General features: G+C 35.3%; 12 protein-coding genes. 5 read left to right on the top strand and 7 right to left on the bottom strand.

Translation table 11 applies throughout. The features are described from left to right. Positions 1-33: 33 nt before the first annotated feature. The 5 genes from ACNQGB_RS00060 to ACNQGB_RS00040 form a co-directional block, all read right to left on the bottom strand. Positions 34-1,065, bottom strand: a complete 1,032-nt coding sequence (locus ACNQGB_RS00060; protein ID WP_417946247.1) for an esterase-like activity of phytase family protein — start codon at positions 1,063-1,065, stop codon at positions 34-36. A 153-nt stretch (positions 1,066-1,218) separates the two neighbouring features. Continuing rightward, positions 1,219-1,620 (bottom strand): group III truncated hemoglobin, encoded by a 402-nt coding sequence (locus ACNQGB_RS00055; protein WP_417946249.1) that lies wholly within the window; start codon positions 1,618-1,620, stop codon positions 1,219-1,221. A gap of 59 nt (positions 1,621-1,679) precedes the next feature. Further along, the gene (locus ACNQGB_RS00050; RefSeq protein WP_309756215.1) at positions 1,680-2,216 is read right to left on the bottom strand and encodes a DUF4136 domain-containing protein; all 537 of its coding nucleotides are present in this window, start codon (positions 2,214-2,216) and stop codon (positions 1,680-1,682) included. A 38-nt stretch (positions 2,217-2,254) separates the two neighbouring features. Continuing rightward, positions 2,255-4,237, bottom strand: coding sequence for a urocanate hydratase (locus ACNQGB_RS00045; RefSeq protein WP_417946251.1), 1,983 nt, complete (start codon positions 4,235-4,237; stop codon positions 2,255-2,257). Between the two features lie 76 nt (positions 4,238-4,313). After that, positions 4,314-4,490 (bottom strand): DUF5522 domain-containing protein, encoded by a 177-nt coding sequence (locus ACNQGB_RS00040; protein ID WP_309756217.1) that lies wholly within the window; start codon positions 4,488-4,490, stop codon positions 4,314-4,316. Positions 4,491-5,380: 890 nt separating this feature from the next. Between ACNQGB_RS00040 and ACNQGB_RS00035 the strand changes: the two genes are divergently transcribed. The 4 genes from ACNQGB_RS00035 (at position 5,381) to hemL (ending at position 10,416) form a co-directional block, all read left to right on the top strand. Beyond that, on the top strand, positions 5,381-7,213 hold the full coding sequence (locus ACNQGB_RS00035) for a T9SS sorting signal type C domain-containing protein (RefSeq protein ID WP_417946254.1): 1,833 nt from the start codon (positions 5,381-5,383) through the stop codon (positions 7,211-7,213). An 89-nt stretch (positions 7,214-7,302) separates the two neighbouring features. Next, positions 7,303-8,199 (top strand): 1-aminocyclopropane-1-carboxylate deaminase/D-cysteine desulfhydrase, encoded by an 897-nt coding sequence (locus ACNQGB_RS00030; RefSeq protein WP_417946256.1) that lies wholly within the window; start codon positions 7,303-7,305, stop codon positions 8,197-8,199. Continuing rightward, complete coding sequence (locus tag ACNQGB_RS00025) at positions 8,192-9,100, top strand: glucosaminidase domain-containing protein (RefSeq protein ID WP_417946258.1); 909 nt, start codon at positions 8,192-8,194, stop codon at positions 9,098-9,100. Before ACNQGB_RS00030 ends, ACNQGB_RS00025 begins: the two co-directional genes overlap by 8 nt. A 29-nt stretch (positions 9,101-9,129) precedes the next feature. Continuing rightward, positions 9,130-10,416 (top strand): glutamate-1-semialdehyde 2,1-aminomutase, encoded by a 1,287-nt coding sequence (gene hemL / locus ACNQGB_RS00020; RefSeq protein WP_417946260.1) that lies wholly within the window; start codon positions 9,130-9,132, stop codon positions 10,414-10,416. A gap of 63 nt (positions 10,417-10,479) precedes the next feature. On the opposite strand, the gene ACNQGB_RS00015 is transcribed toward hemL, so the two are convergent. Further along, positions 10,480-10,944, bottom strand: coding sequence for a hypothetical protein (locus tag ACNQGB_RS00015; protein ID WP_417946261.1), 465 nt, complete (start codon positions 10,942-10,944; stop codon positions 10,480-10,482). A 268-nt stretch (positions 10,945-11,212) separates the two neighbouring features. On the opposite strand from ACNQGB_RS00015, the gene ACNQGB_RS00010 reads away from it, so the two are divergent. After that, the gene (locus ACNQGB_RS00010; RefSeq protein WP_417946263.1) at positions 11,213-12,736 is read left to right on the top strand and encodes a DUF4394 domain-containing protein; all 1,524 of its coding nucleotides are present in this window, start codon (positions 11,213-11,215) and stop codon (positions 12,734-12,736) included. Between the two features lie 117 nt (positions 12,737-12,853). Here the strand turns inward: ACNQGB_RS00010 and ACNQGB_RS00005 are convergent, their stop codons facing one another. Next, a complete protein-coding gene (locus ACNQGB_RS00005; protein ID WP_417946265.1) occupies positions 12,854-13,369 on the bottom strand; it encodes a hypothetical protein in 516 nt (171 codons plus the stop codon). Between the last annotated feature and the right edge of the window lie 295 nt (positions 13,370-13,664).

Below are 13,664 nucleotides of genomic sequence, written 5' to 3'. Positions count from 1 at the left end.
TTTTTTACGTATGTGTTTTAAAGTTGTATTTTACTACTTCACTACCTCAAACACTAAAACCTGCGTTTTTTGTTTGTCAGAAAAATTATTATCGGTTACTAAAACCAAAGATTGATTGCCATTAGCCAGTTTTGGACCAAAAGTAATTCCCTCAACATTATCAATAAAAATTCCCAAATCATCCATATTCAGAATTAGTTTTTTTGAAGCTAATTTGAATTTTTGATTCTGTAAGGAAGGATAATCCATAACATTGGTTGCATTATTCATATCGCATAAAAATACTTTTACCGTGCAAGCTTGTGTCCCGGTCGAGTAGGAACGTTCTACTACCAATAACTGATTTTTACCATAATACTGAATCGCCGAAACACCATTGACAGCAAAGCTACCTTTCGGATCGGGTTCAAGAGCAATAGGTTCTAACTGATAACCAAATTGTGTTATGTTCTTTTTAGTTTTGACATCAAATTGATACAATCTGATTAAACCTCCTTTGCCGGTAGTAGCTTGATCACCATCCTCAAATAAAGGTTCTCCAGTATGCGAGTATATCGTTTTGAATTTCGAATCAAATGCAATTCCTTCTAAAGTTCCATTATTTCTTGGTCCTTTTTCTACTTCTTGCATTTTTAAATTATCTGGTAAGGTGAAAGCGTTTAGAAAATTTCCTTTTAAATCCATAAAATTCAACGAAGGGTTTTGCAAGATTTGCTTTTCAGCAGTGACAACTCGAGTACCTTCGCTACTCCAAATCAAAGTATTTGTTTTTGGGTTGAATCGAATGTCTTCGGGATCTGCTGAGGTGCTAGGACTGGAATTCCAATTGCCAAAAGCAGTTCTACTTTCATTTTTTAAAGCAGTAACACTTTGAAAATCGACACTTTGTATTTTATTTTCAAATAGCGGAATTTTAGCGGTGTAAAACCTGGAATCGTTAAACACCGATCTGTCATCACATATCAGGTAATACAAATCGTTTTTTGCATCATAATCGATACCTGATAAACCGCCCACTTTTGTATTTTGAAAAGTTTTGTCAAAGGGGATTTCGGTAACACTCATTAATTTTAAACTGGGAACCGATCCGTTTTTAGTACTGTTTTTTAAATTTGAACACGAAAAAATAAAAGAAGAAAAAATTAAAAGAAACGTTAATTTGCGCATAGAAATAGGTGTTACAATTAAAAAAAATCAGCTTGATACTTCAGGTAAAATTTAGGAATGATTCTTTTGGTTTTTCTCTTCGTTTCGGAAATATTCAATTTTGTAATTAAACATTTCTGCCATGTTCTTTGCGCGAAATTTAGCTTCATCAGCTAGCGCACCAGTAAATAAACTATCGGTAGTTTGAGTAAATAGTTCCATCCAGCGGTCAAAATGTTCTTTTGACACAGGTAATTGTTTGTGAGGCGGAAAAGGACTTCCAGAATACGTGTGTACTTCTAGCAAGATGGTTTGCCAAAAGCGATACATTTTTTCAAGATGTTCTGGCCATCGATTGCCTATTTTTTCATTGAAAATAGAACCAAGGAAATCATCTGTTTGAACTTGAGAGTAAAAAGTATTTACTAATAATTTGATGTCTTCGAGTGAAGCAATATCGTTTTTTGTAGTCATAATTGGGTGTAAAAAAACCTACGCAAAGGTAGGCTTTTCTGTTTGAATCTTAAGAGAAACTATTTTACTTGCGGTGGATATTGTTTTAAAATCGCTGCAACAAATTCATTGATTCGTTTTTCTTTATCTCCCCGATTTTGGTTAAGATAACCGATACCTTCGCCTTGCCAAACCAGTTCTTTTTTCTTGGCATCAATTAAATCAATAAACAAGGTGCCTTCAGTAGAGGAAGTAGCAAAAGTGTTTTGTCCACCCCACAAGAAAGGATTCCAACCCCAGCCCCAGCCGTATCCCCAACCCATATTGAATTGATTGACATCTATTTTTTCTCGTTCTTTAGTGAAAATATTGATCAATAAGTCAGGATTTTCGCTTTTGGTCATGCCTTTATTGCTTAGTTCACGATCTATTGCGTTCAATATTCTTTTTTTGTCTAATTGTGATATTTCGGCTTTGTCAATTCCGTTTTTGTGAAAAGCGTAGGTTTTATAAGGAGTAAAATCTACTTTGTTGTCAAAATCAGAATATACCCGAACAGAAGTGCAGGATGCAAATACAAGGAGAAATACTGCGGTGAGTAGTTTGATAGTTTTCATAATGTATAGTATTAAGTAATTAACGTTGTTTTTCAATTTTAGAATTCTAATAAATCATCTGCAATTAGATTAGGGATGGTTACTTTTAATAAAGGTTGCGTTTCCATTGCTCTTTTTATTGCAAAAATGGCACCTTCATTTCTTGCCCAGCTTCGTCTTGAAATCCCATTGTTTACATCCCAGAAAAGCATTGATGCTAAGCGTTTTGAAGCCTCTTTTGAACCATCAAGAACCATACCAAAACCACCGTTAATTACCTCGCCCCAACCTACACCTCCGCCGTTGTGAATAGATACCCAAGTGGCACCACGAAAACTATCTCCTATTACGTTTTGAATGGCCATATCAGCGGTAAAACGGGAGCCATCATAAATATTTGACGTTTCTCTATACGGTGAATCAGTCCCAGAAACATCATGATGATCTCTACCTAAAATCACAGTACCTATTTCACCTTTGGCAATACCCTGATTAAATGCTTCGGCAATTTTTACGCGTCCTTCCGCATCCGCATAAAGGATTCGGGCTTGTGAACCTACTACTAATTTATTTTCTTGTGCACCCTTTATCCATTGAATATTATCCTGCATTTGTTGCTGAATTTCTTCTGGAGCAGTTTTTGCCATTTCTTCAAGAACCTCACAGGCAATAGCATCAGTTTTGACCAGATCTTCTGGTTTCCCCGAAGCACATACCCAACGAAAAGGGCCAAAACCGTAATCAAAACACATGGGTCCCATAATGTCCTGTACATAACTTGGATACCTAAAATCGATGTGATTTTCAGCCATAACATCAGCACCTGATCGAGAAGCTTCTAGCAAGAAAGCATTTCCGTAATCGAAGAAATACGTTCCTTTGGCGGTATGTTTATTAATTGCTGTAGTATGACGGCGTAGTGTTTCTTGAACTTTTATTTTGAATAATTCAGGTTTTTCAGCCATCATTATATTCGCTTCTTCAAAGGAAATATCAGAAGGATAATAACCGCCCGCCCAAGGATTGTGTAGCGAAGTCTGATCAGAGCCTAAATCGATGTGGATGTTTTCTTGCTCAAATTTTTCCCAAACGTCAACTACATTCCCTCGATATCCTATAGAAACAATTTCATTATTGGCTTGCGCCAAAGCAACTCTTTTTACTAATTCATCCACATTTTCTATCACTTCGTTGATCCAGCCTTGACTGTGACGAATGTGTGTAATTTTTGGATTTACCTCAGCACAAACCGTGATGCAACCTGCAATATTTCCTGCTTTTGGTTGTGCACCACTCATTCCGCCTAACCCAGAGGTAACGAATAATCCACCTTTTGGGCTGCGTTTTATTTTACGAAAACCATTTAAAACGGTTATTGTAGTTCCATGCACAATTCCTTGCGGTCCTATGTACATGTAACTTCCTGCCGTCATTTGTCCGTATTGAGAAACGCCCAAAGCATTCATTTTCTCCCAATCATCTGGTTTAGAGTAATTCGGGATTACCATTCCGTTAGTAACTACCACTCGTGGCGCTTCTTTATGAGAAGGAAAAAGTCCCATTGGGTGACCTGAATACATGGTCAAGGTTTGTTCCTCGGTCATTTCAGATAGGTATTGCATGGTCAATAGATACTGCGCCCAGTTTTGGAACACAGCGCCATTGCCTCCGTATGTTATCAATTCATGCGGATGTTGTGCCACGGCGTAATCCAAGTTGTTTTGAATCATGAGCATAATGGCTTTGGCCTGTTCAGATTTTCCGGGATATTCATTAATTGGACGCGCACGTATTTCATAATCAGGACGCAAACGGTACATGTAAATGCGTCCGTAGGTTTCCAGTTCTTCTGAAAACTCTTGAATTAATTCGGCGTGATGTTGCGGTTCAAAATACCGTAAGGCATTGCGTAGTGCCAGTTTTTTTTCTTCAGACGAAAGAATTTCTTTGCGTTTTGGTGCGTGATTGATATCTGTTTCGTAGGGTTTTTGTTTTGGTAAAACCGACGGAATTCCTTGTTGTATTTGTTCTTGAAAAGTCATTTTTAGAGGTGTATTGTGTTGTTGTAAAACTGCATTTATACAATTAATGATACTGAAAAAGAATACTGAACAATGCTTACTTTTTATTAGTTCCTGTTTTTTTATCAAAGCCATACGGACAATGGCGACAGCCACTTTTGCAGCAATGACCTCGTTTTAAATGGTATTTTGCGGTAAAGCATTTATATCCTTCAGGTGTAAAATAGAAATCTTCGCCCTCAGTCATTTTATTTTCATTACTTTGGTGCATCATATACGGTGGTGTTGATGTGTTAGAGATTGCCTTTGGTCAAGAAAATAAGGCAGTCAAACTATTGCGTTTATTTCTAAATAGAATCAAAATAGTATCACAAATTTATAATTTTAATGCGAATGTTTCTGATTGTTGCTAAATATTTAATACCGAAAGGATTTCGTGGGGTAACAATTTACCCATTTGTTCTGGTAAAATATCGGGAAGATTTGAATGATAGTATTTTTATCAATCATGAAAAAATTCACATACGGCAGCAAGTTGAACTTTTAATTATTCCTTTTTTTATCTGGTACTTATCAGAATATTTTGTTCGGTTGCTTCAATATAGGAATGCAAATCGGGCCTATAGAAACATTAGTTTTGAAAGAGAGGCCTATTCAGAGGAATCAAATTTGTTATATCTAAATAACAGACCTTTTTATCGTTTTTGTAAATTTTTTTAATAACTGCAGTATTATCAGCGCTAAGTATTCTTTTGACCCAGAATTACATATAAAAACACGCTTTCAAAAATGTTTTTTAGTTTTTTTTTTGAATTTTTCTACTTCTATTTTAGTCTTAACTTTTAGTTTTTTCAATTATAAGCCTTCCATAAAGGTATCTTTTTTATTTATATTTAATTGTAAGAAATTATATTCTTAAAATTAAAATATATGTATTTCATCGATTTTTTACACTTTTTAACGGTGTTTAATCAATTATGTATGTTCTTTTTTTTGTAATTTTATTAAAACAATTTGAATTAGGTCTTATTTGGAAAATCCATTTGCTAATTAGCTGTTTCAAAACTCATTAGAGGTTTAGTGGATTTTTAAACATTAATACTATTTCAATTGGAGAATTAGAATATTATTTATTTCTAGGTAATTAATTTTAAATACAAATTTATGTACCCAAAATTACTCAAAAGAATGTTGTTTATAAGTAGTGTATTATTCTTGCAGCAAACTGCGAATGCGCAATTGTACGTAAGTCCTGGTAGTTCTGTTTTTGCAAGCAATGAGGTTGTTTTTGTTAAGCAACAATTAGAGCTAAATGCTGCGAATAGTAATTTCTATTTAAGGAATGATGCTCAACTAGTGCAAGGCGCTACAACTGCTAGTACAAATAGTGGAGTAGGTAATCTATCGGTTTTTCAAGAAGGTTCTACCAACAATTTTCAATATAATTATTGGTGTTCTCCTGTAGGTGGAAATGTTGCCACAGCAGGAAATTCTCCTTTTGGGATAATTCAACTCAAAGATGTAGTGAACTTAACAACGAGTAATAATCCGGGTATTTTGGCAATGAACAACTATAATGGGACAGCAAGTCCTTTTGCAATTGCCCCTTTTTGGATAAACAAGCTAGTGGCTTCATCAGGTTACACCAGTTGGGCACAAGTTGGATCATCTTCAGCTATAAATGCAGGTGAAGGATTTACGATGAAAGGAACTTCAGGAGTAAACACAACTACTGTAAATGGGGTTCTAAATAATCCAGGTAGCAAGCAGCGCTATGATTTTAGAGGAAAACCTAATGATGGTAATATTCCAATTACTGTTTTAAATCTGCAATTTACCTTGACAGGAAACCCTTATCCATCTGCAATCGATTTATCAGCTTTTTTAATTGAACAAACCAACTGTACTGGAATTGCCTATTTCTGGGAACAAGACAAAACAGTAAATTCACATTTTATTGCGGATTATAAAGGCGGTTATGGTATTTTTTCACCAGTTGAAAGAGGCGGGACGGGTATTTATGTTCCAGCAACCTTCTATTCCTATGATGGTTCTGGTAATGAAGGTTCGGCGACCGGTACAGGAAACCCTTTTGAAAGACGTTTTTCTCCGGTTGGGCAGGGTTTTATAATTGATGGATTAGTAAACGGTACTGTACAAATGAAAAATAGTTACAGAGTTTTTGTAAAAGAGGGAATAGCAAACAATTCTCAATTTGAAAGAACCTCCAATTCTAGTAAACCAAAAACAACTGAGGCTTACCTTTCTAGTATTAAATCGGTATCTGGATTTGATTATAAAACGGTTAGCATAGCACCTACGCCACAAATACGATTTAATACATTGCTGAATAATCAAGGGGTTCGCCAAATGGTCTTGGCATTTATCCCTGGAGCTACAGATGGTGTAGATCGAGCCATGGATGCCCTATCCTCCAGTGATGAAATGCCAGCTGATGTGTATTTTGTTATCAACGACGATGAGTATCTTATCAATGCAGTAAATTTTGATATAGACAAAAAAATTCCAATCGGATTTAAAAATACGGATACAGCAAATTTCAAGATTACGGTCAAAGGAATAGCAAATTTTACAGGTACAAACGCGGTTTATTTACACGATAAAACAACAGACTTATACCATGATATTAAAAATAGTTTTTACGATTTAACATTGCCTGGGGGAGTAAACAATACCCGTTTCGAAATAACTTTTAAAAAAAATGTAACCCTAGGTGTAGACGAAACAACGCGTGAGAGCTTTGTAGTCTATCAAGATAACAAGGCAAAGAATTTAATGATTAGTAATCCATTATTGACTGAGTTAGCAGCATGTAACCTTTATGATGTGGCAGGAAAATTAATTTTCAGTAAAAAAAATTTAGGAGCCAATGCCACATACAGTTTTCCTACCTCGGGACTTAGCGCGGGTATTTACATTGTTAAAATAGCAACTAAAGATAAAATTGAAGTGGGTCAAAAAATAATTATCGAATAGAAAGAAAGACACGAATTAAACGAAATGCAATCTCTTTAGGTTGCATTTTTGGTATATATAATTTTACCTTTGTGCCAAAATTATTTATCTTGAATCAACACCTAGCAGCTTCGTTTCTAGACTCCATTTCAGTAGCCATTAAACGGGAAGATTTGATTCACCCTTTTGTTTCCGGAAATAAATTTAGAAAGCTGAAGTATAATTTGCTCGAAGCTAAAAAGGGAAAATATGAAACGCTGCTTACTTTTGGAGGCGCTTTTTCAAATCATATTGCAGCAGTAGCCTATGCTGGCAAAGAAAATGGATTTAAAACAATCGGTATCATTCGTGGCGAAGAGCTCCAAGATAAAATAACCGAAAATCCAACCTTGCTATTTGCTCAAAACTGTGGCATGCAATTTGAATTTATTTCAAGAGAAGCGTATCGGTCAAAAAGCGAAACGTCTTTTTTAGAAAACTTAAAACAGCAATTTGGTGCTTTTTATCTAATACCTGAAGGCGGGACAAATTCACTAGCCATAAAGGGTTGCCAGGAAATTCTAACTCCGGAAGATGCTGAATTTGACTATATTTGTTGCTCCATAGGAACAGGAGGAACGATTTCAGGAATTATCAATAGTGTTTTACCGCACCAAAAAGTTTTAGGATTTCCGGCTTTAAAAGGTGATTTTTTGAAAGATGAAATTCGTAATTTTGTCCACAATGACAATTGGGAGTTGATGAACGAGTATCATTTTGGAGGGTACGCGAAAGTTAACCCAATATTAATACAGTTTATTAATCATTTTTATGCTGAATATAAAATTCCTTTGGATCCCATTTACACGGGTAAGATGGTTTTTGGCGTTTTAGATTTGATTCAGAAAAACTATTTCCGTGCTGGTTCAAAAATTTTACTAATTCACACTGGTGGACTTCAAGGGATTCAAGGAATGAATATGAAATTAAAAAACAAACATTTACCAACAATCAATAATAATGGTTAAAAAAATACTACTAATTTTTGTACTACTTACTTTGATAGCTTGCAATGCTACAAAGCCAGTTATAGTTACAAAGAAGCCTCCTTTAAAACCTAAATCTGAGGTAGCTCGTGCAATAAAAAAACCTTCAGAGCCAAGTATTACTAAAGAAATTACAACTGTTGTAAAACCCGTGAAAAAGGATGCCAATACTAGAGAAACAGAAGTAATTGTATCCACTTCTAAGACAGTAGTTACAAATGATGTGATTGTTTCTTACATTTTCAAATTTAAAGAAATTGCAATGGCAAACATGAGAAATTATGGAATTCCGGCCAGTATTATTTTGGCTCAAGGGATTTTAGAATCTGGTGCTGGAAGAGGAGATCTAGCTGTAAGTGCAAACAATCACTTTGGAATCAAATGTCATGAAAGTTGGAAAGGAGAAAGCGTTAAACACGATGATGACTCTGATCAAGAGTGTTTTAGAAAATACAACAATCCATCAGAATCATTTAAAGATCACGCCCTGTTTTTGACTGGACGCCCTAGATATTCTAAATTGTTTGATTTTTCAAAAGGCGATTACAAGGCTTGGGCCAAAGGGCTGCGAACTGCAGGTTATGCTACAGATCCTAGATATCCAGACAAACTGATTTCTTACATTGAACGTTACAAATTAAATCAATATGACAAGCAGGTTTTGGATGATAATTATGTGGCAAAAGAAAAAGAAATGGTAGAAGATTTAACAGTCGAATCAAGGGAAATAGCAGCAACCGATTTGTTGTCCTATGTGGTTCAAAAAGGAGATACCCTTTATTCTATTTCAAAAAAATTCGATTTAAAAGTTGAGGTTTTAAAACAAAAAAATAATCTACCTGATAATACCCTTTCCATCGGACAAAGATTAGTCGTGAATTAAGTAAATAACACAAAAATATATTTCGTTACATGTTATATCAAAGAAGTAGTCAGCTTTTTGCTGAAGCAGAAAAAGTAATACCTGGAGGCGTCAATTCTCCTGTTCGAGCTTTTAGAGCAGTAGGAGGAACCCCAATTTTTGTAAAAAGTGCGAAAGGCGCTTATTTATATGATGAAGATGGAAACCGTTTGATAGATTATATCAATTCTTGGGGACCAATGATTTTAGGACACGCGTATGAACCGGTAGTACAAGCCGTGATAGAGAAAGCGAAGTTAGGTACCTCGTTTGGAATGCCAACAGAATTAGAAACGCAAATTGCAGCTTTAGCGGTTGCCATGGTCCCAGGAATCGATAAAATTCGATTTGTAAACTCGGGTACTGAGGCTTGTATGAGCGCCATAAGACTAGCTCGTGGATATACAAAAAGAGATAAAATAATAAAATTTGCTGGCTGTTATCATGGTCATTCCGACTCTTTTTTAATTCAAGCGGGAAGTGGAGCGATTACATTTGGTTCACCAAATAGTCCCGGAGTTACAGCAGGAACTGCAAAGGATACGTTATTGGCTCGTTACAATGATCTAGAAAGTGTAGCAACATTGATTCAAGCCAATAAAGATGAAATAGCGGCTATTATTGTAGAACCGGTAGCAGGGAATATGGGCTGTATTCCGCCAAATAATGGATTTTTAGAAGGCTTACGCCAAATGTGTACTGATAATGGCATACTGTTGATTTTTGATGAGGTAATGACTGGATTTAGACTTTCAGCGGGTGGTGTTCAGGAATTGCTAAACGTTACTTCAGATATTGTTTGCTTTGGAAAAGTAATAGGCGGAGGATTACCTGTTGGCGCTTTTGCTGCACGTGCTGAAATAATGGATTATTTAGCTCCACTAGGTCCTGTTTACCAAGCAGGGACATTATCAGGAAACCCTTTGGCCATGGCCGCAGGATTAGCCATGTTGCAAGCGTTAAATGCAAACCGTGAAATTTTCACCCGCTTAGCAGAGAAAACAGCATATTTGGCTGCAGGAATTGATAAAGTGCTTACAGCAAACGGTGTTGCTTTTACCATAAATACAATTGGATCGATGATTTCAATACATTTTGATGCTGCTCCAGTGGTTGATTTTCAAACCGCAGCAAAGGGTGATAACGAAACATTCAAGAAATTTTTCCATGGCTTGTTACACGAAGGGATTTATATTGCTCCCTCGGCATATGAAACGTGGTTTATCACCGATGCATTAACCTACGAAGACCTTGATTTTACGATTCAGGCTATTAATAAAGTTTCAAAAACATTTTAAAATTAAAAAAGACCCGAAAGGGTCTTTTTTATGATATGTGATGAAATAAGTCTCGTGAATGAACTACTTTTTTCCATGCATTGTAGCTGGTTTTCGGTTTTTATGATAGGCCATTCTTTTGTTCATACGATGATTTCGTTGGTCTTTCATAGTCTCCCATCTTTTAAATTGATCAGCAGAAAGTACTTTTTTCATTCTTTCTTTCATCACGATTTGCTCGTCTAGCATTCGACTTTTTTTAGCAAACTTTTCATCAGCAGTGAGTTGTATTTTAGTTGTATCCTTGTTAGCCTTGCGTTCAGTCATTCGAGCTTCTTTTTTAGTGCCTTGCTCGGCTATAATCTTGCTCATCTCTTTTTGTTGAGTGGCTGTTAAGTCCAAATCTAAAGTCATATTTTTTAAGTGTAACTCATTTCTTTGTTCAGAGGTCATCTGTTCCATTTGGGTTCTTTCAAATCTTACTTTTTTTTCTTGTGCCAAGCTTGTCATTCCAACAAGTAAGACTAAGGCGATAAGTACTTTTTTCATTTGTATTTTTTAAAGTTTATAGTTATAAGATAATCATATACTTAAAAAGTTTAATCGTTAACAAAAGTTTATCGTTTAATTGTCTTGATTACATAGTCTATGAATCATCGTTTTAAGAACTTAAAACTTCATTTGTAGCAAAGTTTTGAGCAGCTTGAAAACGTATTAGCAGCGAAGGAAGTAACGTAATTTGATACTTATTACAACTTTTAAAACCAAAAATAGGTTTATATCGTAACTAATTCAATAAACTATAAATCACACAACAATGAAAAACAAAACCGTCAATTTAGGAATTGCCTCCATTATGGGATTGGCCTTGTTATCTCTTACTGCAATTTCTTGTAATAATGATGATACAAGCGATATGATGTCTTCGGCTACGGCACCAGATGTAAATTTTACAGCATTAGCAAGTAATAACACGATTCTTACGTACAATGCTAAAAATTTAGCTACATCAACTTCAAGCACTGCAATTGTTGGTTTACCAGCATCAGAAAATATTGTAAGTATTGATTATAGACCAGCTACAGGTCAATTGTACGGACTAGGGTCTTCAAGTAGACTTTATCTAATTAATGAAAAAAGTGGAGTAGCAACAGCATTAGGATCTGCCTCTTTCTCTCCTACAATTGCAAGTACCAATGCATCTGTAGATTTTAATCCTACAGTAGACAGAATACGATTAGTAACTGATTCAGGACAGAACTTAAGATTACATCCTGAGCTTGGTATCGTTGTAGCTACTGATGGAGTTATAAATGGTGGAGCTAATGCTAAAATTGGTGCGATAGCTTATACCAATAGTATGGCTGGCGCTTCAACGACTGTGTTGTATGATATTGATTTTGATCAAGATAAACTATATATGCAAAATCCACCGAATGATGGAGCGTTGCAACTAGTAGGTAATTTAGGAGTAAATTTTGAAGGAGTAGGCGATATGGATATTATGCCGGACAATACTACAGCTCTTGCGGTAACAAATAGTAATTCAATTTCTAGCTTGTTCACTATAGATTTAATGACTGGTAAAGCGGTTAATGTTGGTAAATTCACTGCGTCAGTAATCAGTATTGCACTCAAAACCAATCCAATTGCTTATGCTACAACTGCGACAAATATGTTGGTACGTTTTAACCCAACCAATGGAAATAATAATTCGGTAGCGTTAACAGGTTTAGCAACAAATGAAACGATTGTTGGTATCGATTTTAGACCAGCAAACGGAAGTTTGTATGCAGTTTCTAACCAGAGTAGATTGTTTACTGTAAATACAGCTAGCGGTGCATTAACTGCTATTGGAGCAGGTTTGACGCCAGCATTATCAGGTACGTCTTTTGGATTTGATTTTAATCCAACAGTTGATCGAATTAGATTGGTGAGTAACACAGGCCAAAACTTACGATTACATCCAGATTTAGGTACAGTAGTGGCTACTGATGTGAACTTGAATCCAGGAACTCCATTCGTGACAGGCGCTGCATACACTAATAATTTTGCGGGAGCAACAACAACTGCTTTGTTTGTAATAGATTCTCAGATGGATGCTTTATTTCGTCAAGATCCCCCAAATAACGGAACATTAGTTTCTATTGGAAATTTAGGAGTAAATGTTGATGCAGATAGCGGATTTGATATTGGTGGAACGAGTACTACTGCTTTTGCATTACTAAAAGTAAACAATGTTACTGGTATCTATACTATTAACACGGTAACTGGCGCTGCAACTAAAGTGGGAGATTTAAATATTCAAGCTACAGCAATGGCTGTAGGTTTAGGTTTTTAATATAAAGAAATAGTTTTGATTTAGTAATTAAACCGACTCTTTATTTTAGAGTCGGTTTTTTTTGATAAAGCAATAAGTATTTAGTGTTATTTTTGTTATGATTTTGCACTGACTATTTTAAAAATGCAAAGCAAAACCAATATTAAATTGCAAACTGTTGTCGTAATATTGTTTGTGAGTAGCTAGATTATAACGAATACCGGGTTCGATACTTACATTTTTCCCTAAAAATACCGCATAACCAATTTGCGCACCTAGGTAGGTTGGATTAGCATCTGCGTCACCAAAACCTACTCCATTATAAGATAGTTCGATAGGAATCATCGTTTTCAAATAATATTTGGCTCCAATTTTGTAAGCAATCGGTTCTCCATTTCCATCTATTTCACCGTAACCTAAACCTAATTTAAGCGCCAGATTATCTTTGATAAAATAACCTCCTTCAGCTCCAATGTTGTAGGAAGTGATCCCGTCTGAAGAGCTAAAATGTATTGCGGTAGTTCCTACATTTGTACCAAAGCCAGTATTCGCTTCAATAAGCCATTTTCCTTTTGATACTTGACCTTCTTTGGCTTGACCATTGGCAAAGGCAAAAGCAAATAAGGCTAAGATCGATACAGTAATTTTTTTCATATTGATTTGTTTTTTGTTCATCCAAAAATAGTTTTAAAATTGATTAACGTATGAATTTTATGACTTATTTAACCTTTTGTGATTATTGGTTTAATTTTTTATCATAAGGAAAGTATTTTAAATCTTAAATAGGCATAAAAAAAAGGAACTCCATTACGAAGTTCCTTTTTAATATTCTGATATATGTCCCGTCCTGAAATAGCGATACACAAAAAGTATCCTAATGGAAAAACATAAAGAAACACACTATGTGAAGCGGACTCAAAAAGATTATTCAATGTCTTTTAAATTACAA

The organism is Flavobacterium frigidum, assembly GCF_048286795.2.
The sequence above is the reverse complement of the archived record's forward strand: the minus strand, read 5'-3'. Positions and strand labels throughout refer to the sequence as shown.

Excerpts from the sequence above, each read along its gene's own strand:
- ACNQGB_RS00060 (WP_417946247.1), bottom strand. The coding sequence starts at position 1,065 with ATGAGTGTTACCGAAATCCCCTTTGACAAAACTTTTCAAAATACAAAA.
- ACNQGB_RS00055 (WP_417946249.1), bottom strand. The coding sequence starts at position 1,620 with ATGACTACAAAAAACGATATTGCTTCACTCGAAGACATCAAATTATTA.
- ACNQGB_RS00050 (WP_309756215.1), bottom strand. The coding sequence starts at position 2,216 with ATGAAAACTATCAAACTACTCACCGCAGTATTTCTCCTTGTATTTGCA.
- ACNQGB_RS00045 (WP_417946251.1), bottom strand. The coding sequence starts at position 4,237 with ATGACTTTTCAAGAACAAATACAACAAGGAATTCCGTCGGTTTTACCA.
- ACNQGB_RS00040 (WP_309756217.1), bottom strand. The coding sequence starts at position 4,490 with ATGATGCACCAAAGTAATGAAAATAAAATGACTGAGGGCGAAGATTTC.
- ACNQGB_RS00035 (WP_417946254.1), top strand. The coding sequence starts at position 5,381 with ATGTACCCAAAATTACTCAAAAGAATGTTGTTTATAAGTAGTGTATTA.
- ACNQGB_RS00025 (WP_417946258.1), top strand. The coding sequence starts at position 8,192 with ATGGTTAAAAAAATACTACTAATTTTTGTACTACTTACTTTGATAGCT.
- hemL (WP_417946260.1), top strand. The coding sequence starts at position 9,130 with ATGTTATATCAAAGAAGTAGTCAGCTTTTTGCTGAAGCAGAAAAAGTA.
- ACNQGB_RS00015 (WP_417946261.1), bottom strand. The coding sequence starts at position 10,944 with ATGAAAAAAGTACTTATCGCCTTAGTCTTACTTGTTGGAATGACAAGC.
- ACNQGB_RS00010 (WP_417946263.1), top strand. The coding sequence starts at position 11,213 with ATGAAAAACAAAACCGTCAATTTAGGAATTGCCTCCATTATGGGATTG.
- ACNQGB_RS00005 (WP_417946265.1), bottom strand. The coding sequence starts at position 13,369 with ATGAAAAAAATTACTGTATCGATCTTAGCCTTATTTGCTTTTGCCTTT.